This is a genomic window from Bradyrhizobium lupini, from assembly GCF_040939785.1.
Classification (GTDB): Bacteria; Pseudomonadota; Alphaproteobacteria; order Rhizobiales; family Xanthobacteraceae; genus Bradyrhizobium; species Bradyrhizobium canariense_D.
In genome coordinates this window covers 6190636-6215181 of record NZ_CP162553.1, presented here as the reverse complement: position 1 = coordinate 6215181, position 24546 = coordinate 6190636, and the positions used below count along the sequence as shown (strand labels likewise).

At 63.2% G+C, this 24546-nt stretch carries 20 protein-coding genes and 2 pseudogenes; 9 read left to right on the top strand and 13 right to left on the bottom strand.

Translation table 11 applies throughout. The features are described 5' to 3' along the window. Positions 1 to 12: 12 nt before the first annotated feature. The gene (locus AB3L03_RS29620; protein ID WP_018454819.1) at positions 13 to 984 is read left to right on the top strand and encodes a CHAD domain-containing protein; all 972 of its coding nucleotides are present in this window, start codon (positions 13 to 15) and stop codon (positions 982 to 984) included. Between the two features lie 51 nt (positions 985 to 1035). Here AB3L03_RS29620 and AB3L03_RS29615 read toward each other — a convergent pair whose 3' ends face one another. The 3 genes from AB3L03_RS29615 to AB3L03_RS29605 form a co-directional block, all read right to left on the bottom strand. Continuing rightward, positions 1036 to 1500, bottom strand: coding sequence for a RidA family protein (locus AB3L03_RS29615; protein ID WP_247454403.1), 465 nt, complete (start codon positions 1498 to 1500; stop codon positions 1036 to 1038). Positions 1501 to 1513: 13 nt separating this feature from the next. Next, positions 1514 to 3205, bottom strand: coding sequence for a benzoate-CoA ligase family protein (locus AB3L03_RS29610; RefSeq protein WP_247454401.1), 1692 nt, complete (start codon positions 3203 to 3205; stop codon positions 1514 to 1516). A gap of 145 nt (positions 3206 to 3350) precedes the next feature. Further along, positions 3351 to 3869 carry a MarR family winged helix-turn-helix transcriptional regulator gene (locus AB3L03_RS29605; protein ID WP_085384657.1) on the bottom strand — a complete coding sequence of 173 codons (519 nt, stop codon included), beginning with the start codon at positions 3867 to 3869 and terminating at the stop codon, positions 3351 to 3353. Positions 3870 to 4119: 250 nt separating this feature from the next. Between AB3L03_RS29605 and AB3L03_RS29600 the strand changes: the two genes are divergently transcribed. Beyond that, positions 4120 to 5295: an ABC transporter substrate-binding protein gene (locus AB3L03_RS29600; RefSeq protein ID WP_368507512.1), complete on the top strand. Its 1176-nt coding sequence runs from the start codon at positions 4120 to 4122 to the stop codon at positions 5293 to 5295. Positions 5296 to 5324: 29 nt separating this feature from the next. Then, entirely contained in the window at positions 5325 to 5780 is a 456-nt protein-coding gene (locus AB3L03_RS29595) for a cupin domain-containing protein (protein WP_007601580.1), read from the top strand. A gap of 2 nt (positions 5781 to 5782) precedes the next feature. Here AB3L03_RS29595 and AB3L03_RS29590 read toward each other — a convergent pair whose 3' ends face one another. The 4 genes from AB3L03_RS29590 to AB3L03_RS29575 form a co-directional block, all read right to left on the bottom strand. Further along, the gene (locus AB3L03_RS29590; RefSeq protein WP_085349502.1) at positions 5783 to 7033 is read right to left on the bottom strand and encodes a flavin-dependent oxidoreductase; all 1251 of its coding nucleotides are present in this window, start codon (positions 7031 to 7033) and stop codon (positions 5783 to 5785) included. 55 nt (positions 7034 to 7088) lie between these two features. Next, complete coding sequence (locus AB3L03_RS29585) at positions 7089 to 9440, bottom strand: bifunctional salicylyl-CoA 5-hydroxylase/oxidoreductase (RefSeq protein ID WP_354264146.1); 2352 nt, start codon at positions 9438 to 9440, stop codon at positions 7089 to 7091. Between the two features lie 94 nt (positions 9441 to 9534). Further along, a complete protein-coding gene (locus tag AB3L03_RS29580; protein ID WP_368507511.1) occupies positions 9535 to 10371 on the bottom strand; it encodes an enoyl-CoA hydratase family protein in 837 nt (278 codons plus the stop codon). Positions 10372 to 10414: 43 nt separating this feature from the next. Beyond that, positions 10415 to 11176, bottom strand: a complete 762-nt coding sequence (locus AB3L03_RS29575) for an SDR family NAD(P)-dependent oxidoreductase (RefSeq protein WP_368507510.1) — start codon at positions 11174 to 11176, stop codon at positions 10415 to 10417. A gap of 194 nt (positions 11177 to 11370) precedes the next feature. On the opposite strand from AB3L03_RS29575, the pseudogene AB3L03_RS29570 reads away from it, so the two are divergent. From AB3L03_RS29570 to AB3L03_RS29550, 5 genes and pseudogenes are all read left to right on the top strand, one after another. Beyond that, positions 11371 to 12185, top strand: a pseudogene (locus AB3L03_RS29570) (alpha/beta fold hydrolase). A 12-nt stretch (positions 12186 to 12197) separates the two neighbouring features. Further along, positions 12198 to 13487 (top strand): acyl-CoA dehydrogenase family protein, encoded by a 1290-nt coding sequence (locus AB3L03_RS29565; RefSeq protein WP_368507509.1) that lies wholly within the window; start codon positions 12198 to 12200, stop codon positions 13485 to 13487. A 2-nt stretch (positions 13488 to 13489) separates the two neighbouring features. Beyond that, on the top strand, positions 13490 to 15013 hold the full coding sequence (locus AB3L03_RS29560; RefSeq protein ID WP_368507508.1) for a class I adenylate-forming enzyme family protein: 1524 nt from the start codon (positions 13490 to 13492) through the stop codon (positions 15011 to 15013). Beyond that, positions 15010 to 16098, top strand: coding sequence for an NAD/NADP octopine/nopaline dehydrogenase family protein (locus AB3L03_RS29555; RefSeq protein ID WP_368507507.1), 1089 nt, complete (start codon positions 15010 to 15012; stop codon positions 16096 to 16098). Before AB3L03_RS29560 ends, AB3L03_RS29555 begins: the two co-directional genes overlap by 4 nt. A gap of 3 nt (positions 16099 to 16101) precedes the next feature. After that, positions 16102 to 17093, top strand: a pseudogene (locus tag AB3L03_RS29550) (3-hydroxybutyryl-CoA dehydrogenase). On the opposite strand, the gene AB3L03_RS29545 reads toward AB3L03_RS29550, so the two are convergent. From AB3L03_RS29545 to AB3L03_RS29520, 6 genes are all read right to left on the bottom strand, one after another. Then, on the bottom strand, positions 17090 to 18136 hold the full coding sequence (locus AB3L03_RS29545) for a peptidase M29 (RefSeq protein ID WP_247485365.1): 1047 nt from the start codon (positions 18134 to 18136) through the stop codon (positions 17090 to 17092). The pseudogene AB3L03_RS29550 and the gene AB3L03_RS29545 overlap by 4 nt on opposite strands. 36 nt (positions 18137 to 18172) lie before the next feature. After that, on the bottom strand, positions 18173 to 18940 hold the full coding sequence (locus AB3L03_RS29540; RefSeq protein ID WP_085360111.1) for an ABC transporter permease: 768 nt from the start codon (positions 18938 to 18940) through the stop codon (positions 18173 to 18175). Then, positions 18937 to 19722 (bottom strand): ABC transporter permease, encoded by a 786-nt coding sequence (locus AB3L03_RS29535; RefSeq protein WP_368507506.1) that lies wholly within the window; start codon positions 19720 to 19722, stop codon positions 18937 to 18939. Before AB3L03_RS29535 ends, AB3L03_RS29540 begins: the two co-directional genes overlap by 4 nt. Continuing rightward, positions 19719 to 20531 (bottom strand): ABC transporter ATP-binding protein, encoded by an 813-nt coding sequence (locus AB3L03_RS29530; RefSeq protein WP_368507505.1) that lies wholly within the window; start codon positions 20529 to 20531, stop codon positions 19719 to 19721. Before AB3L03_RS29530 ends, AB3L03_RS29535 begins: the two co-directional genes overlap by 4 nt. A gap of 154 nt (positions 20532 to 20685) precedes the next feature. Beyond that, positions 20686 to 22380, bottom strand: a complete 1695-nt coding sequence (gene ilvD / locus AB3L03_RS29525) for a dihydroxy-acid dehydratase (protein WP_368507504.1) — start codon at positions 22378 to 22380, stop codon at positions 20686 to 20688. Between the two features lie 78 nt (positions 22381 to 22458). Beyond that, positions 22459 to 23442, bottom strand: a complete 984-nt coding sequence (locus AB3L03_RS29520) for an ABC transporter substrate-binding protein (RefSeq protein ID WP_368507503.1) — start codon at positions 23440 to 23442, stop codon at positions 22459 to 22461. 166 nt (positions 23443 to 23608) lie between these two features. Between AB3L03_RS29520 and AB3L03_RS29515 the strand changes: the two genes are divergently transcribed. Further along, positions 23609 to 24535 (top strand): NAD(P)-dependent oxidoreductase, encoded by a 927-nt coding sequence (locus tag AB3L03_RS29515; protein ID WP_204511891.1) that lies wholly within the window; start codon positions 23609 to 23611, stop codon positions 24533 to 24535. Positions 24536 to 24546 lie beyond the last annotated feature (11 nt).

Below are 24546 nucleotides of genomic sequence, written 5' to 3'. Positions count from 1 at the left end.
GGCAATCTGCAAATGGCGCGACCCAGCACGAGTTCGACGGCCGCGCGCGTCAAGCCTGCGGCGAGGCGCAATGCCCTGCCCGGCCGCCTCAGCCCCGGCATGGTCTGCGACACGGCGTTCCGGATCATCGCCCGCCGTCACCTCGCCGCCGTTCGCGCCCAGCATGACGGCACCTGCCGTGGCGATCCCGAGGCACTGCACCAGATCCGGATTGCACTGACGCATCTGCGCACCGCCATCCGCTTCTTCTCGCCGATGGTCGATGACGCCCTTCGGCCGGAGGTCTGGACCGAACTGAAATGGCTGAACAGCCAGCTCGGCATGGTGCGGGACCTCGACGTGGCGATCGAGCGGGTCATCGCCGAAAGTGGCGGCGAGTTGACCGTGATTGCCGAGCTCCAGCACTGGGACGAGAAGCGCGCCGAGAGCCATCGCCAGTTGGCGCGCGCGCTGCAATCCGCGCGGTATCGCCATCTCGTCGCGCAGACGTCAGCCTGGATCGAGAGCGGCCCCTGGTCGACCCGGCGCAGCAAGGAAGCTATCAGGCTACGCCGCTGCACGCTCGCCGGCCACGCAACAGCGAAACTCACGGAATGGGAAAAGACGCTGCTGAAGAAAGCACGCAAGCTCCGCAAGCTCGATGTCGAGAAACGGCACAAGCTGCGGCTTCTCAACAAACGGCTGACCTATTCGATCGAGTCGCTCGAGGACCTGTTCGCAGACGAGTCGCTGACAAAACAGCAGTCGATCCTCAAGCAATTGCGCAAGGCGCAAAAGTCCCTCGGGCGATTGAATGACGATGCGCGAGGGCAAACCTTGGCGGCGTCATTGAACGAGGCCGTTCCCGAGGCGGGCATTCGCTTCCTCAACCGCAAGCGCGAAAAGAAACTGTTGCGGACCGCCTCGCGCGCCTACCGGAAACTCGACAAGGCCAAGCCGTTCCGCTCCGCCGATCTTGCGCCGGATGCGGAGCCTGAGGACTAGGTGATCTCGCCAAGGCGAACCTAAAAAAGACGAGCTGGGCCAGCCGTCGGTTCAGCGCGGAATGACGGCGGTGGCTTCGATTTCGACGCGCGCCGCCTTCTCGACGAGTCGGACGACCTGAACCAGCGCCATCGCCGGATAGTGCGCGCCGAAGATGGTGCGGTAGGCCTTGCCGAGCTCTTTCAGGTTCGCCAGGTACTCCTCCATGTCGACGACGTACCAGGTCAGGCGCACCAGATGCTCTGGCTGCGCGCCGGCCTCCGCGAGGATCGCGGCGATGTTGCCTAGGGTTTGGCGCACTTGCGCGACAAAACCCTCCGCGAGACGCTCCTCGTCATCCCAGCCGATGACGCCGCCAGTGACGACGATGCGTCCCTCGGCGGCCATGCCGTTGGCATAGCCTTTCGGTATCGGCCAACCGGACGGCTGGAGCACCTGCGCCCTGGAGCGGGTTTCATCCTCGGCTGTTGTTGGCAGCACCGCGAGGTGCGGGCCTTTCGGCGTGGTCACTGACAATTTTCTATCCTTCTCATTCCGCCGCGACGCCGGAGGACGGCACCGCAGTCTGCGCCAGTTGCCGCAGGGCAAAGCGCTTTAGTTTGCCGGTCTCGGTCTTCGGTAGCTGCGTCACGAACTCGATCGCGCGCGGATATTTGTATGGCGCGATCTCGCGTTTGACATGCTCCTGCAACGCAGCCACGAGCTCGGCATCCGGCGTTACGCCCGGCGCGGCAACGACATAGGCCTTCACGATCATGCCGCGCGCCTCGTCTGGCGCGCCGACGACCCCGCATTCGACGACGGAGGGATGCGTGAGCAGCGCCGCCTCGACGTCCGTGCCTGCGATGTTGTAGCCGGCCGACACGATCATGTCGTCCGAGCGCGACTGATACCAGAAATAGCCGTCGCTATCCATCAGATAGGTGTCGCCCGTGATGTTCCAGCCGTTCTGGACGTATTTGCGCTGCCGCTCGTCGGCGAGATAGCGGCATCCGGTCGGCCCGCGGACCGCGAGCCGTCCCATCGTGCCCGGCGGCAAATCATTGCCGGAATCGTCGACGATCTTCGCTTCATACCCCGGCACCGGCTTGCCCGTCGCACCGGGGCGGATCTCGTCCTCGGTCGCGCTGATGAAGATGTGCAGCAGCTCGGTCGAGCCGATGCCGTCCATCAGCTTGATGCCGGTCGCCTTCAGCCAGGCGTCGAATGTCGGCTTGGGCAGCGTCTCGCCGGCGGACACGCATTTGCGAAGCGAGGAAATATCGCGGCCCGGAAGCTTGCCAATCATCGCCCGGTACGCAGTCGGCGCGGTGAAACAGACCGTGGTCTTGTACTGCTCGATCGCATTCAGAATGTCGTCGGGCGCCGTCTTCTCCAGAACGACAAAGGAGGCGCCGATGTGCATCGGAAACAGCACGCCGCCGAAGCCAAACGTGAAGGCGAGCGGTGCCGAGCCGACGAAGCGATCCGTCTGCTCCGCCCGCAAGATGTTGCGCGCATAACCATCGCAGACCGCCAGCATGTCACGGTGGAAATGCATGGTGCCCTTGGGATCGCCGGTCGTGCCCGACGTGAAAGCGATCAGACAGACGTCGTCGGATGCAGTATCGACAGCTTTGAACTCCGGACTTGCATCCCCCATCAGCGCCTCGAGCGAGTCGCCACTGCCGGTGCCCCAATAGACCACGCGCTTGAGGCTGGGGGCTGCGGCTTTCGCTTTCTCCATTTCCTCGGCGAGCTTGCCATCGCAGAGCGCGAGTGTGATCTCCGCCTTCTGGATCGGATAGGACAGCTCCTTGGCGCGCAACAGCGGCATCGTCGCCACCACAATGCCTCCGGCCTTGATCACCGCCAGATACGTCGCGACCATCATCGGATTGTTGGCCGAGCGAAGCAGCACGCGCCCGCCGGTGACGAGACCAAGCTTGCCGACCAGCACATTGGCGATGCGGTTCACGAGCGTCTGCAGCTCACGATAGGTGTAGCTGACGGCGGGGCTGATCACGCAGGCAGCGTCGCCATGTCCCTGCTCGACCCAGCGGTCTAGGAAATAGCTGACGCAGTTCAGGCGGGGCGGATATTGCAGTTCCGGTCGTGTGAAGATGAATTCCGGCCAGAGCTCGCGTGGCGGAAGATGCTGCCGCGCGAACGCATCGACATGGGCTGTCGCGGCATTGTCGTCATGCGAGCCCGAGATTTGAACCTTGGCGGCGTTGGCCATCGCACGCTCCTTTCAGCATGGAAAGCACCCGGCAGCACTCACTCGGAAACATTTTAGGCTTAAAGCAATTTCGCGCAATAGCGGATTTTGGGCATCCCGTGCTTTTCCGGCGGCAACGGTATTGGCGGGTGCCTCAGCCGCGGACCTAAGCCCGGCGGCGAGCGGCTGATTTCTGCGCCGATGCCTTGGTCTTGGCGAGCAGCCGCATCAATTCGCGCACATCCTTCGGCGTCAGATCGGCGAAGAGATCGGCGATCCAAGTTTCGTGTTCCGCGGCCATTCTGCGAAACTCGCCGCGACCGAGTTTAGTCAGCCGGATCACCTGGACGCGGCGGTCGGTCTCCGACGTGCGGCGGTCGAGATGACCGGATTCCACGAGGCGCTCGACCAGACCGGTGACGTTGCCGTTCGAGACCATCATGCGCTTGGAGACGTCGGACAGCGTCATGCCGTCGGGTGCCTTGTCGAGCTGCGCCATCAGGTCGAAACGGGGCAATGTGACGTCGAAGCGCTGTCGCAACCGGCCACGAACCTCGCCCTCGATCAGGGTCGTGCAGGTCAAGAGGCGCAGCCACAGCCGAAGCTCTTCGGCGTGATCCTCCGGAGTTTCGACGGCCTTGGTCTCGGAATCGAGCATGTTGATGCAGTCACTCACGGCCGGCATTGGCGCCCGGCACGGATCCCCCACGTTTTGAGCTTCAAATAAATCGACGCCGGCTGCAAGCGTAAAGCCGCAACAATCAACCGCATGCCGATTTCTTTAGGCTTCAAATAATTGGCGCGCCACTTGCATGCACCGCTGCCCGCCGGATGACGACGCTTTGAGCTCGCTTGCCGCGGCAGCAATCATCGGCATAAACTTGGATTGGAGTAGCGGCTTGCAGCGCAAGTCCTGTTGTCACGGGGGACAGATCATGAAGACGCAAATGACGTTGGCCGCAGCCGCCTTGCTGCTTGGCACCGCGGTGAGTCCTTCCCTCGCCCAGGAGAAGATCAAGCTGGGGGTGATCGTGACCCTGTCGGGACCCGCCGCTGCACTCGGCCAACAGGTTCGCGACGGCTTTGCGCTCGGGGTCAAGGATCTCGGCGGCAAGATGGGCGGCCGCGAAGTCGAGGTCGTAGTGGTCGACGACGAATTGAAGCCGGACGCAGCGGTCACCAAGGTCAAGGGGCTTCTGGAGCGCGACAAGGTCGACTTCGTGGTCGGCCCGGTCTTCTCCAACATCCTTCAGGCGATCCACCGGCCGGTGACGGAATCGAAAACCTTCCTGATCAGCCCCAATGCCGGCCCATCCACTTTTGCCGGCAAGGACTGCAACCCGTTCTTCTATGTGACCTCGTATCAGAACGATCAGGTGCACGAAATCCTCGGCAAGGTCGCGCAGGATCGTGGCTACAAGCGCATGTATCTGATGGTGCCGAATTATCAGGCTGGCAAGGACTCGGTCGCCGGCTTCAAGCTCGACTACAAGGGTGAGATCGTCGAGGAATCCTACATGCCGCTCAACACGCTGGACTTCCAGCCGGAGCTTTCCAAGATTTCATCGCAGAAACCGGATGCGCTCTTCACGTTCATGCCCGGCGGCCTCGGGGTCAATCTCGTCAAGCAATACAAGCAGGCCGGCCTCGCCGACAGCATTCCGGTGCTCTCCGCTTTCACGGTGGATGAATCGACCTTGCCGGCGCAACAGGATGCGGCGGTCGGCATGTTCGGCGGCGCGAACTGGGCGCCCAATCTCGACAATCCCCAGAACAAGAAGTTCGTCGCCGCCTACGAGGCCGCCTTTAACGGCGTGCCCGGCACCTACGCCTTCCAGGCGTATGATGCCGCGATGCTGATCGACAGCGCCGTCAAGGCCGTGAAGGGCGATCTCTCGAACAAAGATGCGGTCGCGGCCGCTCTGAAAAAGGCCGACTTCACCTCGCTGCGCGGCGCCTTCAAGTTCAACACCAATGGTTATCCGATCCAGGATTTCTATCTGACCAAGGTCGCCAAGCGCGCGGACGGCAAGTTCCAGACCGAGATCGTTCAGAAAGTCTTTGAGAATTACGGCGACCGCTACGCCAAGGACTGCAAGGCGGCGAACTAAGCCGCACGTCGCGTTGAGGGAGGATCACAATGAAGAGCGAAATCACCGGCATCACACGGGCCAATGAGGGGATTCAGGGCATCTCCTGGAACATTCTTGGCCAGACCTATGTGCCGAAGAGCAACACGGAGCACAGCTTCTCCTGGCATGCGACGCTGCCACCGGGCACGTTCGTGCCGCCGCACATCCATCCCGACCAGGATGAATATCTCTACATGCTGGAGGGCAAGCTCGATTTCATGCTCGGCAACTCCGAGTCGCAGGCGACCGCGGGCGACCTGATCCGGCTCGGCATGGGTGTGCCGCACGGCATCTTCAACAAGTCGGAGCAGACCGCGAAGGTGCTGTTCTGGGTGTCACCGACCCGCAAGCTGTTCGACCTGTTCTGGGGCCTCCACAACATGAAGGAACAGAAGCCGGAGGACGTGGTGGCGATGGCCGCCGAGTTCAACATCCACTTCCTGCCGCCGCCTCCCGGCGGCTAGATTCAAGCCCGCACCGCCGCAAGTCCCGGCACTGCGGCGAAGCCAGCCTTGGTCGCATAGCCGCGCACGATCGCCTCGCGCTGGGAATAGCTCAGCACGTTGTCGACATTGTCGAAACCATCAGGCGCGAGCTGCTCGACTGCGTCGATGACGCCCTCGGGACCGCCACGCCTGTTGGAGCGGACGATGTCCGCGGTCATGGGCAGGCGCTTCTTCTCGTATTCAAGCAATGCCTGGCGCGGATGTTCGGCGCGCACCAGCGCGTCAGCGAGACAGCGCGCATCGAGGATCGCCTGCGAGGCGCCATTGGAGCCGACCGGATACATCGGATGCGCGGCATCGCCGAGCAGCGTGACTCTGCCCGATGACCAATAGGGCAACGGATCGCGGTCGCAGGTCGGGTATTCGTAGAACTCGGGCGTGGCCGAAATCAGGCTCTTCACGTCGACGTAGGGCACCGAAAAGCGCGCCACATGCGGCATCAGTTCCTCGCGCCGGCCCGGCCGCGACCAGTCCTCCTTTCGTGGCGGCGGGACATTGCCCTCGCCGACCTTCACCAGCACCGCCCAGTTGGTGAGACGGCTCGCCGGGCTCGATCCCTCCGCGATTGGATAGATCACAACCTTAGCGCTGAGCCCGCCGGCCACAATCATCGATTTGCCGGTGAGGAACAGCGGCCAATCCCGTGCACCGCGCCACAGCATCAGGCCGTTCCAGCATGGCGGCCCCTCGCTCGGGAACAGCGTGTCACGGACCCGCGAATGGATGCCGTCGGCACCAATCAGGATGTCGCCGCGCGCGGTATGGATGTGCGCGCCTGAGCGGTCGAAGAAGTAAGCGGTGACGCCGCTCTCGTCCTGCGTGAAGGCACCGAGGCGGCAGCCAGTGTGGATGGCCTCCGGCCCGAGCCGCTCCTCGACAGCACGATGGATGACGCCCTGAAGTCGACCGCGGTGGATCGAGAATTGCGGCACGTCATGGCCGGCGTCGATGCCGCGAGCCTCGCGCCAGACTTCCTGGCCGTGACGGTTGAGGTAATAGAGCTGGTCGGTGCGGATCGCGACATCGTCAAGCTGCTGGAGCAAACCGAGGCCTGCCAGCTCGCGCATGGCATGCGGCAGCGTGTTGATGCCGACGCCAAGCTCGCGGATGGTGTCAGACTGCTCGAAAATCTCGGAAGCGAGGCCCCGCGAGCGCAGCATCAATGCGGTGGTGAGACCACCGATACCGCCACCGACGATAATCGCCTTCATCGCCCTCACTCCACTCGGTACACACCAGGCAACGCGGCCAAATTCGCACGGGCGGTCACTCCGCCGCAAGCGGCTTTGTCGCCTCCGCCTTGAGCTCGGCCCGGGTCTTGGGCTTAGCCTTAATTCTCAGCTCCTCGAGATCCTGCCGGTCGCGCACGCTGTTGCGGAAAATCTGATCTTTTCCGGGAAGATATTGCGGCGGGCAGAACGCGTCGTCCGCCCCGTACCAAGCCGCCGCCCGCATGGTGAAGAAGGGATCGACTAGATGCGGCCGCCCGAGCGCAACGAGGTCCGCCCGGCCCGCAGCCAGGATGGTGTTGGCCTGGTCCGCCGTCGTGATATTGCCGACGCACATCGTGGCCACGCGCGCCTCATTGCGGACCTGGTCGGAGAACGGGGTCTGGAACATGCGGCCATAGATCGGCTGCGCATCGCGCACGGTCTGCCCGGTCGAGACGTCGACGAGATCGACGCCGGCCTCGGCAAAGGCGCGCGCGATCGCCACCGCATCGTCGCCGCCGATGCCACCCTCGGCCCAGTCGGTCGCAGAAATGCGCACCGACATTGGCTTGTGCGACGGCCACACGGCCCGCAGCGCCACGAAGACTTCGAGCGGAAAGCGCAGGCGATTGGCCAGCGAGCCGCCATACTCATCCGTGCGGGTGTTCGTCAGCGGCGAGATGAAGCTCGCAAGCAGATAGCCATGGGCGCAATGCAGCTCGAGCATGTCGAAGCCGCCGCGTTCGCCGCGCTCGGCCGCCGCCACGAAAGCGTCCCTTATTGCGTTCATGCCGGCGCGATCGAGCTCGCGCGGAACCTGACTGTCGGGGAAATAAGGCAGCGGCGATGCCGAGAACACCTCCCAGCCGCCCTCCTCGAGCGGACGATCCATGCCGTCCCACATCAGCTTCGTCGCACCCTTGCGCCCGGCGTGGCCCAGTTGCAGGCAGATTTTTGCGGCTGAATTGGCATGGACGAAATCGACGATGCGCCGCCAGGACGCCTCCTGCTCGTCATTCCACAGTCCTGCGCAGCCCGGCGTGATGCGGGCGTCGCGGGCAACGCAGGTCATCTCGGTGAAAATCAGGCCGGCGCCGCCGATCGCGCGCGATCCATAATGCACCAGGTGGAAATCGGTCGGCATGCCCTCCTTCGCCGAATACATGCACATCGGCGACACCACGGCGCGATTGGCGATCTCCATCTCGCGCAGCCGGAATGGCTGGAACAGCGGCACCATCGGCTTCTCGGTGTCGACGTCGAAACCGCTGTCACGAACACGCTTGGCAAACGATCTTTCGACCTCCGCCACGAAGTCGGGAGCCCGGAGTTTCAGATTGTCATAGGTGATCGCCTTCGAGCGCGTCATCACGCCGAAGGCGAACTGCACCGGATCGAAATCCCAGAAGCGGTCGACATGCTCGAACCAGACCAGCGAAACGTCGGCGGCGTGCTGCGTCTTCTCGACCTCCTCGCGCCGCCCGTGCTCATAGACGTCCAGCGCCGCCTTGATGCTGGGCGCCTTGTCCATCGCCTCGGCAAGCGCGATCGCGTCTTCCATTGCGAGCTTGGTGCCTGAGCCAATCGAGAAATGCGCGCTCGCCTTGGCGTCGCCGAGCAGAACCATGTTGTCCTTGACCCAGCGCTTGCTGCGGATCATCGGAAAGTTGCGCCACGTCGAGCGGTTGGTGAGCAGTTGGTGACCGTCGAGGAACCAGCCGAAGATCTCCGCCATTCGCGTAGCCGACTGGGTCTCGTTCAGCCCTGTCAGCCCGGCGCGTTCGAACGTCTCCGGATCGGTCTCGAAAATCCAGGTCGAGTGGCCGGCTTCATATTGATAGGCATGGGCGATGAACGGCCCCCACTCCGTCTCCTGGAAGATGAAGGTGAAGGCATCCAGCGGCCTGGTCGAGCCCATCCAGGCGAACTTGTTGGCACGCAGGTCGACTTCCGGCGCGAAATGATCGACGTATTTGTCACGGAAGCGGCTGTTGATGCCGTCCGCGACCAGGATCAGATCGGCGTCGGCGAAGCGGGATTCGTCTTCGACGTCCGCTTCGAAATTCAGGACGACCCCCAGTTCGCGCGCGCGCGCCTGCAGGATCAGGAGCAGCTTCTGCCGCGAGCAGCCACAAAAGCCGTTGCCGCCGACCCGATGGACCGTTCCGCGGAAGTGCACGGCGATGTCATCCCAGTAGGCGAATTCCTGGGTGATGCGGCGGTAGCTCGGAAGGTCGTGCTTCTCGAAATTATCGAGCGTGGCGTCCGAGAACACCACGCCGAAGCCGAAGGTGTCGTCGGCGCGGTTGCGCTCGTATACCGCGATCTCGGCGCTCGGTCGCTGCTTCTTCAGCAGGATTGCAGCGTAGAGACCCGCAGGTCCGCCACCGATGATCGCGACTTTCATGGGAGCCTCGCCAATTCAACCCGCCGAAACTATTTTAAGCCTAAACTAATTGCGCGCAAGTCCCCATTGCGGCAGGCTGCCGGCAAAGCCCGGCCTAGTCGCCCCTGAAGACGGGCTTGACCTTGTTGGCAAAGGCCTCGAAGGCCCGTTCGAAATCGGCCGTCGTCATGCACAGCGCCTGAGCAACGGCCTCCGCCTCGATCGCCTCCTCCACCGACATCGCCCATTCCATGGCCAGCATCCGCTTGGTCATAGTGTTGGCAAAGGTCGGGCCCTCCGCGATTTGCTTGGCGAGCAGTTGAGCCTGGGGCAGCACCTGCTCCGGCGTGACGAGGCGGCTGAAGAAGCCCCAGCGCTCGCCCTCCTCCGCGGTCATGAACCGGCCGGTGTAGAGCAACTCGGAAGCGCGGGACTGTCCGATGATCCGCGGCAGGATCGCGCAGGCGCCCATGTCACAACCGGCAAGGCCGACCTTGTTGAAGAGGAATGCGACCTTGGCTCCGCTCGCCGCAAGCCGCATGTCCGACGCCATGGCGATGATCGCGCCCGCCCCGGCGCAAATGCCTTCAACCGCAGCAACGATCGGCTGCGGACAGGCCCGCATCGCCTTGACGAGGTCGCCGGTCATCCGCGTAAACGCCGTCAGCCCCTTGGTGTCCATCTTCACGAGCGGCCCGATGATCTCGAACACATCGCCGCCGGACGAGAAATTGGCACCAGCGCCGGTCACGACGATGGACTTGACCACATCGTCGAAGGCGCAAGCGCGAAAGAAATCGGTCAGTTCGCGATAGCTCTCGAAAGTCAACGGATTCTTTCGTTCCGGGCGATTGAGCGTCACGGTTGCAACACCATCGACGACGGCCAGCAGGAAGTGCTGCGGCGAATAGTCCGCAAGCGGTAAGGTCACGGGATTGGCTGGTCTGCTCATACGATCTCCTTGGTTTCCTTGTTCCGCGCCTTTGCCATGCGCGCTAAATCTCACCGCCGGCAACAGCGATCGCCTGCCCGGTGATCGCGCCGGCGCCCTCGCCGCACAGCCAGAGCACGGTATCCGCGACCTCCCGAGGAGAGATCAATCGACCCTGCGGATTATGTTTGGCGAGCTCGGCAATGGCCTGCTCGCGGCTACGCCCTGTCTTTTTCATGATGTTCTCGATGCTGCCGGCGACCAGATCGGTGTCGGTGAAACCGGGACACACCGCGTTGACGGTCACGTTGCTGCCGGCCGTTTCAATGGCGAGGGAACGCACGAGACCGACCACAGCGTGCTTGGCCGCGGTGTAAGCACTGACATAGGCGTATCCCTTGAGCCCCGCCGTGGACGCGATCGCGACGATACGACCATAGGGACGGTCCTTCATCCCGGGCAGCACCGCGCTGACAGCATGGACCACGCCCATGAAATTGACATCCAACATGCGCGCGAACAGGGCGCTGTCGGATTTGGAGAACGGCGCGGACTCGGCGCTTCCCGCGTTGGCGATCAGGATATCGATCGGCTTCCGCGCGCTCGCTTCAGCAATGGCGACTTTCATTGAGGTTTCGTCCGAGACGTCGGCGACGGCCGCAAAATGCGCTGCCCCTGCGCTGACAGCCTCTTCAAGCGTCGCAGCGTTCCGCCCAAGGACAGTCACCGTGGCACCGGCCTCGACGAGCGCTGCTGCGATGGCGCGACCGATGCCGCGACCGCCACCGGTCACCAGCGCGTGCGGCGAATGCGGTAATCCGGACATGCGCTGGCTTCCTTGCATTCTGCTGATCGCTCTCTCGATATATTTTAACCTTCAAACTTTTGCAAACAAAGCTCGACTCGGCCGCAACAGCCGCACGCCGGACCCCGGCCCGAAAATTGCTTTAAGTATAAAATTATCTCTTCCCATCCCTCACAGGCCTGTTAGCATCGAAGAGCCGAGCAAAAGGATGTCGCGTGTCGCAGCCTGCGCCAATGATAACAAAGGACGGCCGCTTCGCCTATGAAGCAGCGGGCGATCCGGGCGGGACACCTCTGATTTTCCTGCATGGCATCGGCGGTGCGGCACGGCCTGGCGGCAGCAGCTTGCCACATTCGGTGACCGCTTCCACGCGATTGCATGGGACATGCCTGGCTATGGTGGGTCGGCATCGCTCCCCAGCGTCAGCATCGCTGCCTTGGCGGATGCGCTTCAGCGATTCATCGAGCAGCTTGGTGCTAGAAAGCCAATTCTGGTCGGGCATTCCATCGGCGGCATGATCGTCCAGAAATGGCTGGTGCACTCCCCAAACCTGGCGCGCGCGATCGTGCTGGCGCAGACCAGCCCGGCCTTCGGCAAGGCCGACGGCGATTGGCAGAAATCATTTATCGCCGCACGGCTCGGGCCGCTCGATCGCGGCGAAACGATGAAGTCGCTGGCGCCCTCGCTGGTGAAGGAACTCGTGGGCGACGATCCTGATCCCAGGGGAATGGAGCTTGCACGCGAGTGCATGGCAAGCGTGCCCGAGGCGAGCTATCGCGCCATGATGCTGGCGTTGATTGGCTTCGACCAACGCAGCACCCTCAAGGACATTTCCATCCCGACGCTGCTGCTGTCCGGCTCCAAGGACAACAACGCACCAGCCCCAATGATGGCGAAGACGGCGACCTACATTCCATCTGCCGAGTATGTCGAGTTGGCCGGTGTCGGCCATCTTGCAAACCTTGAGCGCCCCGATGCCTTTGGCGAGGCTCTCGGCCGGTTCCTGAACTCCGTCGCGATCAACACGTAGGATGACTGCGCAATGACCATGCAAGTCAGCAAGACCATCGGCGCGAGTGACAAGGTCGCGCTGGATGCACCGATCTTCGATCCCGTCGCATTCCGACTGAGCGACGAGCAGGCCGGCATCATCGCCCGGGCGCGCGAGATCGGCCAGAGCGTGTTCGCCGACCGCGCCGCGACTTACGATCGCGAGGCGATTTTCCCGTCCGAGAATTATCGCGACCTGCATCGCGTCGGCCTGCTCGGTATTGCCGTGCCCAAGAAGCATGGCGGGCTCGGAGCGAATTATCAAACCTACGCCCTCGCGGCAGCCGAAATCGGCCGCTATTGCGGCGCGACTGCGCTCACCTGGAACATGCATGTCTGCTCGACGCTGTGGTCGGGCCCGCTCGCCGACGATCTCGACATGGATGCAGAGACTCGCGCCGAGCACGAGCAGCGGCGCGCAGTCCACTACAAGCGCATCGTCGAGGATGGCGCGATCTATTCGCAGCCCTTCTCGGAGGGCGGTGCGGCAGCGGCAGGCGGCGTCGCTTTCGGCACGGAAGCACGGCCGATCGAGGGCGGCTGGATCGTCAACGGCAAGAAGATCTTTGCATCACTCTCCGGCCATGCGGACTATTACGGCGTTCTCTGCACCGAGATCGAGGAAGGCGAGAAGGCTTCGCGCCGCAATACGCTTTACCTCGCCATTCCTGCAAAATCGGAAGGCGTTTCGGTCGTCGGCGACTGGGATCCGCTCGGCATGCGCGGAACAGTCTCGCGCACGCTGCTGTTCAAGGACGTGTTCGTGCCGGCAGATTCGGCGCTGATGCCGCGGGGCGTCTATTTCCAGGCCGCGATGCGCTGGCCGCATATGTTCCTGACGCTGTCGCCGACCTATATGGGCCTTGCGCAAGCCGCCTATGACTTCACCGTGCGATATCTGCGCGGCGAAGTACCAGGCATGCCGCCGGTCAAGCGCAGGATGTATCCGACCAAGCAGATTGCGGTCGCGCAGATGCAGATCAAGCTCGAGCAGATCAAGGCAATCTGGTTCCAGGCGGTCACCGAGGCGCACGCCAACCCGAGCAAGGAGCAGGTGCTGCGCGCCTATGCCGCGCAATATTCGGTGATGGAGGGCGCCAATGAGCTCGCCGCGCTCGCGATCCGCACCTGTGGCGGTCAGGCCATGCTCCGCTCGCTGCCGCTCGAGCGGATCTATCGCGACAGCCGCTGCGGCTCGCTGATGCTGCCCTGGACAGCCGAGCTCTGCCTCGACCGGATCGGGCGCGAGGCGCTGTACGAGGCCGGCGAAACGGACGACTGACGGTGGATCTCTGCAGTCTGATCGATCGCAACGCGGCGTTCGCGCCAGACAAGACGGCCATTGCCTTCGAAGGCGAACGGTTGAGCTATGCAGCGTTCGCGGCACGCATCGAGCGGACGGCGGCGACATTGAAGCAGGAGCTCGGCGTAGGTCGGGGCGACCGCGTTGCGATCCTCAGCCTGAACCGGCCGGATTATCTGGTTCTGCTCTATGCCTGCGCGCGGCTCGGCGCGATGCTGGTGCCGCTGAACTGGCGGCTGGCTATAGCCGAGCAGCTTTTCATCCTTACCGATGCCGGCGCCAAGGTCCTGGTGCTCGAGCAGGCCTTTGAGGGAATTCTTGCCGAGCTCGAGGGCACTGCAATTGTCGGGCTCGATTTCGAGCCGCCTCGCGGTACGACGTTCGAAAACCTGTTGGCCCGAAGCCGGGGCACCGGCCGCAACCCGCACACCGATCTCTCCTGCCCGCTCCTCATTGTCTACACATCGGGAACGACCGGACGACCGAAAGGCGCGGTGCTGCGCCAGGAAGCGTTGTTCTGGAACGGCGTCATGAGCCAGCACATGCACAACATGACGTCCAATGACCATGTGCTGACGCTGCTGCCGTTCTTCCACGTCGGTGGCCTCAACATCCAGACCACGGCGGCGCTCCAGCTGGGTGCGATGGTCACGGTTCACGCGCGCTTCACGCCGGACACCGCGCTTGCAGCCGTCGAACGGGAACGGCCGACCTTGACCGTGATGGTGCCGGCGATCATCCAGGCCGTAAGCGAGCATCCCGCCTGGACCACGACCGACCTTTCGTCACTCAAAGCCGTCGCGACCGGCTCGACTATCGTGCCGCCGCATCTGATCGACCGTTTCGTTGCTCGTGGCGTCCCGGTGCTCCAGGTCTACGGCTCGACGGAAACATGCCCCATTGCAGTCTACACCCGGCTTGGTGGCGATCTCTCGCGCGCGGGATCGACCGGACTTGCCGGCCTGTGCTGCGAAGCGAAAGTGATTGATCAGGCCGGCAACGAGGTGCCGGCGGGCGCACCGGGCGAGATCGCGGTGCGCGGCCCGAACGTGTTCTTCGAATATTGGGGCAATGCGGATGCCACGCGCGATGCGCTGCACGACGGCTGGTATCGTACCGGCGATATCGGCCTGTGCGACGCGGACGGCTATTTCTGGGTGCGCGACCGCAAGAAGAACATGATCATTTCCGGCGGTGAGAACGTCTATCCGGCGGAGGTCGAACGCGTCCTGCTCGAACATCCCGATGTCAGCGAATGCGCCGTGATCGGCCGGCCCGATCCACGCTGGGACGAGGTCCCTATCGCCTATGTGATCCCGCGATCCGGCTGTCGGCTCGAAGCAGACGCGTTGAAAGCGCATCTTCAGACACAACTCGCCCGCTACAAGGTTCCGCGCGACATCGTTTTCGTCACGGACCTGCCGCGCACAGCGCTCGGCAAGGTCCAGCATTTCCTGCTGAAGCAGCTTGATGCGCAATCGCGCGCGCAAGGAGAAGCATCTTGAAGATTGCGGTTCTGGGTGGGGGAAACGGCTCTTTCGCGGCCGCGGGCGATTTGGCGCTGTCAGGACATGAGGTCCGGCTCTGGCGCCGCGACGCGGATCAGGTCGCAGCACATCGCGCCGCCGGCTCGCGCATCCTGGTGAAGGATCATAACGGCCGTCACGACGTGAAATTGGCGCTGGTGACGACCGGCATCGCCGAGGCCGTCAAGGGCGTAGAGCTGATCCTGTGCCCCGCCCCCGCCTTCGCGCAGACTGATATCGCGCGCCTGCTTGCTCCACATCTGCGGGATGGACAGGTCGTGTTTCTGCCGCCGGCCACGTTCGGCTCGATGATCTTCGCCCAGGCTGCGCGGGATGCCGGCAACCACGCCAAGGCGTGCTTTGCCGAAACCGGGACCTTGCCCTGGCTGACCCGCAAGCACGGACCATTCGAGGTGGCGATCACCATCCGCGCCAAGCGACTGCCGGTCGGCGTTCTCCCGCTCGATCAGGCGCCGCGCGCACTTGAGGTGATCGGACAGGCTTTCCCCGGCGCGGTCGAGCCGTGCGGAGATGCTCTCTCCGGTGCGCTGATGAATGCAGGCCCGATTATCCATCCGCCGCTGATCGTGATGAATGCTGGCCCGATCGAGCATTTCGAGAAGTGGGACATCCACAAGGAAGGAACGCAAGCCGCGATTCGCCGTGTCACCGACGCGCTCGATGCCGAACGGATGGCCGTGCGTGAGGCGCTCGGGTATGGCGCACCGCATTTTCCGCTCGCCCATCACTATGCCAAGGAAGGCGAGATCTGGATGTATGGCCGCGGCTCGCACGACCGGCTGACCGATTCCGGCGACTGGCGCGAGCGGATCGTGCTGACTGAGCACCGCTACATGAGAGAGGATTTGCGGCTTGGGCTATCGCTGCTGGTCTCTGTCGCCGGCCTGGCGGGCGTGGCTACGCCGCTGGCCAAGGGATTTCTGGCCATCGGTGGCGCAATCTGCGGTGAGGATTTTACGCAAGGCGGCCGAACCCTCGAGACGCTGGGCCTCGGCAATCTCGACAAGGCCGCTTTGCAGACGCTTCTTCGCAAGGGATTTTGACCGATGACCAACCGAGCCACAATCGCCTGTCTCGGGGCCGGCCGCATGGGCCGCGGCATCGCCGTCGCGTTTGCTTATGCCGGGCATATGGTCACGATGATCGACATCAAGGCCCGTTCAGCCGAAGATTTCGCCAGGCTGGAGGCAGATGCGCTCGGCGAAGTCAGCAAGACCTTTGCCAACCTGGCGAAGCTGGGGCTACTGACCGAGGCGGATGTCGATCCGCTGATCGCGCGGGTCTCGGTGGTGCCGGCCAGCCAGAGCGATGCGGCACTGTGCGATGCCGGAATAGTCTTCGAAGGCGTCCCCGAGATCGTCGAGCTGAAGCGGGACGTGCTGGGGGCGGCCTCAAAACAAGTCGGCCCCGATACGATCATCGCATCGACGACGTCGGCCATCCTCGTCGACGATCTCTCGGGCGCGATTGTGAATCCTCGCCGCTTCCTTAATGTGCACTGGCTCAATCCGGCCTATCTGATCCCGCTGGTCGAGGTTTCGCCAGGCAAAGCCACCGATCCAGGCATCATCGAGGCGGTCAAGGCGCTACTCGAAGGCATCGGCAAGGTCCCGGTGGTCTGCGCAGCGACTCCGGCTTCATCGTCCCGCGCATCCAGGCGCTGGCAATGAACGAGGCTGCGCGCATGGTCGAAGAAGGCGTCGCCAGCGCAGAAGACATCGACAAGGCGATCCGCTACGGTTTCGGCTTCCGCTACGCCGTGCTTGGGCTGCTCGAATTCATCGACTGGGGTGGCGGCGACATTTTGTACTACGCCAGCCGCTATCTCGAGGGCGCACTCGGCAGCGACCGCTATCGTGCACCGGAGGTCATTTCGCGGAACATGCGCGACGGCCGGATCGGCCTGCGAACGGGCGCAGGCTTTCTCGATTATTCAGGTATGGACATCGACGCCTATCGGGCAAAACGGCTTCAGGCCATGGTCGACCTGCTCCGTCACTTTGACCTGGCTCGCCCGCCGGTGCTCGATCGGAACTAGCCGAAGACGTCCTGCAGCACCCCTTCACGCACCACGGCGGCCCCATCGAGCTCGATCGTCGTCCCCATCATCGGCAGATCGAAATGGCCCGCCGTGTAACGGCCGGCGAATTCGTTGGCACCGGTCGAGAACAGGAAGTTGCCGGAGACGGCACGGATTTCCGTGCCGTTGGTGTCGCGCTGGTCATACATCGACAGCGCCTCGTAGCGCGCGCCGGGATTCATGCCGAAGCCGACATGCGACACCGCATAGGCTTCCCGATCGCCCCAGGCGGCAAGATAGGCACGCATCATTGCGGCATCCGTGCCCTCGCCTTCCAGCTCGACAACATAATCGTCCTTCAGTGTCATCTTCACCGGCGAGGTCAGGTAACGCTTGAAGGTCAGGTTGATGTCGCCGGGCGCCATCACCAGCGTGCCGTTGATCGTTCCGCTCTTGGGGAAGCTGACGACGATGCCCCCGGGCCAATGCGCCAGCGTACCGGGCTTGTCCGTCCAGCCCCAAACGCCGACCGTGGACGCGCCGACCATATCGACGTCGAGCGCCGTGCCGGCTTTTGACGTCACCCGCATCCGCTTGGTCCCGCGCAGCATCTTCGCCGCCGCGCGAACGCGCTTCTCGAGCGCGGAATCCGGCACCATCCGCTCCAGCGCTTCGGGATGCTCGTTGGAGATCACCAGGATGCGCGCGCCGGCTTTGAGGATCTCGGGTGTCTCCACCGCATGCATCAGGCCCTCGATGGTGCAATCCACCACAAAGCCGGCCTGTTGAAGCGCGGTGATGACCGGGCCGAGCCGCTGGATCGCCTCGCTCGCCCCTGTCGAGCGAACCGGAACGATATTCCGGTTACGCGGGGTCGGCATGACCACGTGAAACGGTCGCGCGCCCAGGCGCAGCAGCGCGAGCTCCGCCAGGTGAACATTCAACGCACGTGACTGGGTTTCCGAGAGGATCGCCGCGGTATCACCCGCCTTCACCGCGCATCGCTCAAAAATCTCGCAAAATGCGTCGATCCATTTTGCTTCGATGCGATCAGCCAGCATGGTCTACTCCGGTCTTCTGGTTTCTTCTTCGTCACTTCATGCTTCGGGGAAACCCCGCAGCAGGTACGCGCGCACGGCCCCGAGCAGGCCATTCAGGATCAGGCCCAGCAGCGAGATCGTGATCAGCGGCACGAACATATCGACGGCCTGAAAGGTCCGGGCCGCCGTGACGAGCACATGTCCGAGCCCGTCACTCGACGTGATCATCTCGGCCAGAAACACCACGATGCAGGAAATGACAAGGCCGATCCGGCAACCGGTCAGGATCGACGGCATCGCCGCCGGCAGCACCACCTTAAACAGGATCTGATAGCGCGGCGTTCCCGCCGCCATGGCCGACCAGATCAGCTTCTGCTCCACCGTTGACGCGCCATAATAGGTAGACAACAAAATGGGAAAAAGTGCATCCGCCGCCACCAGGGTGATCTTCGATCCATGACCGAAGCCGAGCAGCAGCAGCAATGCTGGATAGAGCGCGACCTTGGGCAACGGCGCCAGCACGCGCACGATCGGCCGGACCACGGCGTTGATAGCCGGACTGGCGGCGGCGGCGATGCCGATGCTGACGCCGAGCACGACCGCAATCGCGAAGCCGGCAAACAACCGGATCAGGGTCGCCGCGATCTCCTGCTGAAACGTCCATGTCACGAGTTGCTGGAACAGCCTGCCGAAGACGTATCCCGGCGGCGGCAGCAAAACCGCAGGCGCGAAGCCAAATGATACGAGGCCCTGCCACAGCGCGATCACCAGCACGATCGGCGCGAGCCCAAGGATGATGCTGGTGGAGCGAAGCTGCGGCATCATGAGAAGCTCAAGGGCAAGTCGAACTGCGGTTCGGACCAGCGCACCAGCCTTGCGCGGACCCGCTCGAAGAATGCATCCAGGCAGATTCCCATCGCGCCGACGATGATGATCATCGCAAAGACGGTGTCGTATTGGCCCATGTCGAGTGCATTGAACAGGATGTTGCCGGCGCCGGACTGACGCGCGATCATCTCGCTGGTGATCATCGTGATCAGCGCCAGCACGAGTCCGGTGCGGCAACCGGTCAGAATTTCCGGCAGCGCCGCCGGCAATACGATCCGGACCAGCCGTTGCGCAGGCGAAAGCCCCATCGCCGCGCCCGACCATAGCATCTTCTCTTCCACCGCCTTGGCGCCCTCGAAGCTGTGATAGATCACGGGCAGGCTGACGCCGAGGAAGATCACCAGCGTCTTCGTGATGTCACCGACGCCGAGCCACAGCATGATGATCGGCATCAAGGCGGCCTTCGGCACCGGGTAGATCACCATCAGGAGCGGATTGAAGAAGGCCGCGACGGCCCGGCTGCGGCCCATCAACAGGCCGAGTGGGATCGAAACCGATACCGCTATGCCAAATCCGACCGCCATGCGGCGGAGCGAGGCCAGGATGTTGATCAGAGATTCCCTGTCACCAAGAATGTCCGGAATCGCCCGAATTGCTTCGATCGCCGTCGGAAAGCTGTCATTCTTCAACGCGAGGGACGCCGCCTGCCAGATCGCGAGCAATCCGATGCAGGCAAGCACCGGGGCAGCCCGTCTCGCCAAGGCGGAGGGCGATATCATGAGGGAGACCCGACAGGGTCGGTCTCGTCGAACATCCGCTCGATATCGACGACGTATTTCTGGTAGCGAGGGTCCAGCAGCAGCTCGCTGCGGCGGCGCGGCCGCGGCAGATCGATGTCGATCACCTCGCGGATGCGGCCGGGCGATTTCGACATCATCACGACTTTGTCCGACAGGAAAACTGCTTCGTCGACCGAATGCGTGACGAACAGCACCGTCTTGCGATCACGCTCCCAGATGTTCAACAGGTCGTTCTGCAGCCGCGTTCGCGTGTGAGCATCGAGCGCGCCGAACGGCTCGTCCATCAAAAGAACCTCAGGATGGTAAGCAAGCGTTCGAGCCAATGCCACGCGCTGCTTCATGCCGCCGGACAGTTCCTTGGGGTAGAAGTTCTCATAGCCCTTGAGCCCGACCATTTCGATCAAAGCCCGGCTCTGTGCTTCCGCCTCGGTGGTGCGCACGCCCTGCTGGCGAGGGCCGTACATCACGTTGCCCAGCACGGTCTTCCACGGAAACAACGCGAACTCCTGGAACACCGGACCGCGATCCGGCCCTGGTCCCGTGATCGTCCGTCCCCTGATCTTTGCTGAGCCGCTGGTCGGGCTGACGAAGCCGCCGACGACGTAAAGCAATGTCGACTTGCCGCAGCCGGACGGACCAAGGATGGAGACGAAGGCTCCCTCCTCGATCGCCAGCGAGATGTCCGATAGCGCCACATGGTCCTTGCGCGCCGAGGTCTGAAATACCTGCGAGACGCTCTCGATCTCGATGATTGCAGAAGCCGGTTTTTGCGGCGTCACCGGTCTCATCCATTCGCTCGATCTCGAAGGCACTACCTTCATCCCGTCTCACTTCATTCGCGCGAACCCTGCGCAACAGGCTTGCTGAACATCCTCCGTCAGCGACGCGAGCTTAGCAAGAAACTTGCCAGACCACGGGCTTTTTGGGGCCAGCTTCGCCGCGTCATCCGAACCAGGGCCATTCTGCCGGGCCCTCATGCGTGACGGCTCCGCCCGGTGCCTGGCCAACCAATCGCGCATATTTGGCGAGGGCACCGGCACGGTGACGAGGCGGACGCGGCTTCCAATCGTGTCGGCGAGCAGCGAGTTCCTGCTCGTCGATCAGCATGTCCATCCGCCGGTTCGCGGCATCAATCCGAATCCTGTCGCCATCGCGTACCAGCGCCAGCGGACCGCCGACGAAGGCCTCGGGAGACACATAGCCGATGCACATTCCTCGCGTGGCGCCGGAGAACCGTCCATCCGTGATCAGGGCCACCTTCTCGCCCATGCCCTGGCCATAGATCAGCGCGGTGACGCCGAGCATTTCGCGCATGCCGGGGCCACCCACCGGCCCTTCATTGCGGATCACAAGCACATCGCCCGCCTTGTAGCTGCGGTCTCGAACCGCTGCGACACAAGCTTCTTCGTCTTCGAAGATGCGCGCCACGCCTTCGAACAACTGGCTCTTCAGCCCCGCAACCTTGATTACCGCACCATCAGGGCAGAGGTTTCCCTTCAGCACTGCCACACCGCCATCTGGCATGATCGGCGCGCGAGCCGCGTAAACGACCTCTCCGTCAGGAGGGTTGGCGGCGCCATACTCTTCGGCAAGTGTACGGCCCGTGATCGACAGGCAACTGCCATCAATATGCCCGCTCTGGATCAGTTCCCGGATCACCACGGCAGCGCCGCCGACGTCGTAGACATCCTTCGCCGTATATTTGCCTCCAGGCCGCAGGTTTCCGATCAGCGGCGTCCTGGCAAAAACCTCGCCGACATCGTCGATCGTGAATGCGATCCCGGCCTCGTTCGCAATCGCCGGCAGATGCAGCGCAGCATTGGTCGAACCGCCCGTGGCAGCCACTATCGCCGCACCGTTTTCCAGGGATTTCCGCGTCACGACGTCGCGCGGCAACGGCCCGCCGCGCTCCAGCATCTCCATGATGAGGCGGCCGGCCCGCTTGGATATCTGCGCGCGCTCGGCATAGACACCCGGCACCATCGACACATTGGGAATGGTGAGGCCCATCGCCTCCGACACCATCCCCATGGTGTTGGCAGTGAATTGGCCGGCGCACGCGCCGATGGTCGGCAGGCAGGCCCGCTCGATCCGCTCGAGCGTGGCGCCGTCGATCTCTCCAGTCATGAAGCTGCCGACAGCCTCGTAGGAGTCGAGCACGGTGAGGGTCTGCCCGTCCATGCGGCCCGGCAGCGCGCTGCCGCCATAGATGAAAATGGACGGGACGTTGCAACGGACCATGCCCATCATCACGCCGGGAAGCGTCTTGTCGCATCCACCGTATCCGATCAGTGCATCGTAGGCGAGACCATGGACCACGGCTTCGATCGAGTCGGCGATCAGCTCCCGCGAAAAAAGGGAGAACTTCATCCCTTCGTGATTCATGCTGATACCGTCGGAAACCGACACGGTCGAAAACTCGCGCGGCGTGCCGCCGGCCTCTTCGATACCGGTCTTGGCCGCTGCGACCTGAAAGTCGTGCGTCATGTTGCAGGGCGTCTGCTCGCCCTTCATGCTGACGACGCCGACCATCGGCTTGGCAATCGCAGCGTCGTCGAGCCCCATGGCGCGCATGAACGCGCGGTGCGGAGCCCGGTCGAGGCCATCCGTCGTGATCCGAGATCGGAGCTTCTTCATACGTGCATCTTCTTCATGCAACGTCCCGGATCATCCTGGACGCGGCGACGTTCTCGCTCGGTTCATTCGCCCGATCGCCTATTGCAGCGGAGCGACAATCGTCGAATGCTTGAATTGCGCGACATCCAATTTTGGCAGCATCCCTGTCTCCGCGTAGATGTCCAGCATCTTCTGGATCGCGGGGAAATTCGGTGCCGCGCCCGGATCGCGGCCGAAATCGTTGTCCTTAAGCAGATAGGTCTCGAGAACCGGAATAGGTGCCTTCAGAACTTCGTTGACGGCCTTCAACGTCTCTTCGCGGTTCGCCAGCGCTTTCTTCATGCCGGAGGTAATGTCACGCACATAAGCCTTGACCAGTTCCGGGTTCTTGTCGACGAAATCGGCACGGCAGGCTTCCAGAATGTGCACGATGTTCGGCATCGCCTGCGACAGCGAGAACAGTTTGCGCGTGCCGCCCTTTGCCTCCGCGCGCGCGGCAAATGGCTGGTTCATGTTGACCGCATCGACGCGGCCCTGCCGCAACGCATCTTCGGAGACGGCAAAGCCGACCTCGACCAGCTTGATGTCCTTGGCCGGATCGATGCCATTCTGCTTCAGCAACAGATTGAACGGGCCTTGGGTGCCGCCGCCGATCACGGAGATTCCGACCGTCTTGCCTTTGAGATCGGCGATCGTCTTGATCGGGGAGTCGTCCATGACAGCCCAGTAGACCGAGAAACCACCGGCCTTCTCGAAGACATGCTGCGCCACGATGTAGGCCTTGAGGTTGCCGCCAACCACGCCGTTGGCGAGCGACAGCGGCGCCTGGGTCGCGCAATCCAGCGCGCCCGCCGCCAACGCCTGCGTCATCGGAGCGGTGCCCTGAAACTGGGTCCATTCGATGTTGTAGGCCTTGCCGATGTTGGGAAACTCAGCCGGGCGGCGCATCATCCAGTATTTGGATTCCTCGGCCGGAATCGTCCAGCCGACGCGAATTGTCTGCTGTGCCCATGACGAGCCTGCGCTCGCGCTCACGGCCGCTGCCGCCCCCAAAGCTAGGATCCACTTCGAAACGGTTCGCATCGTGCCCACTCCGCTGCCCGGGCGCCGACCGGCGCCATCCAACCCGACCGCGGCAAATGTTTCATGGTTCAAACAATCAAGCAAGCCATGCAGGCGGGGCGGTTTCGTCGTGAGTTACGCCATGTATGGTAGTGCAGCGTCGCGCGGCGGCAGACGGAGGCAACCTATGGCTGAAGCGAGCAAGACAAACCCGCAAGGCGTCGAGCGGCTCGGCTATCTCGGCCTTGGACTGATGGGGACACCGATGAGCCGGCGATTGCTCAACGCCGGCCATCAGATCACTGTCTGGAACCGTTCGGAAGGGAAGATGGCCGCGCTCGTCGAGGCGGGTGCCAGGCGCGCAGCCACCCCCCGTGACTTGATGGAGAGCTCCGACATCGTCTTCATGTGCGTGACGGATGCGGCTGCCGTGGAAGAGGTGATCTTCGGGCCCGAGAGTATCTCAACTGCGCCCGGCGCGGGCAAGCTCGTGGTCGACTTCTCGTCGATCCATCCTGACGCCGCACGAGACCTTGCAACGCGATTGTTAGCTGCGAACGGCGCGGGCTGGATCGATGCGCCGGTGTCTGGTGGTACCAAGGGGGCCGAGGAAGGCACGCTTGCCATCATGGCCGGCGGAAAAGCCAGCAATATCGAGCGGGTCCGCCCCTACGTGCTCGCCATGGCACGCAGGTTCACCCACATGGGCCCGACCGGCGCCGGCCAGACCACAAAGCTATGCAACCAGGTGATCGTCGGATGCGCGATGGCTGTTCTTGCGGAGGCAACACGCCTTGCCGTCAACGCCGGAATCGACGCCAACCGGTTACCCGAAGCACTCGCCGGCGGCTTCGCGGACTCCATTCCGCTGCAGCTGTTCGTGCCACGGATGGTCCAGGGCATTCACTCACCGCCGCTCGGTCACATCGCCACGATGCTCAAGGACCTCGATACGGTCGCCGATGTCGCGCGGACGACGTCGACGCCGGTACCCATGGCCTCGCTTGCCGGACAACTTTTCAGGCTCGCCAAGGCCGCGCGAGGCGCGGATGCGGACGCGCTCGAAATCTACAAGCTTTCGGCGGGGAGCGCTGAACCGTTCACCGCGAGCTGAGCACGCTTGGA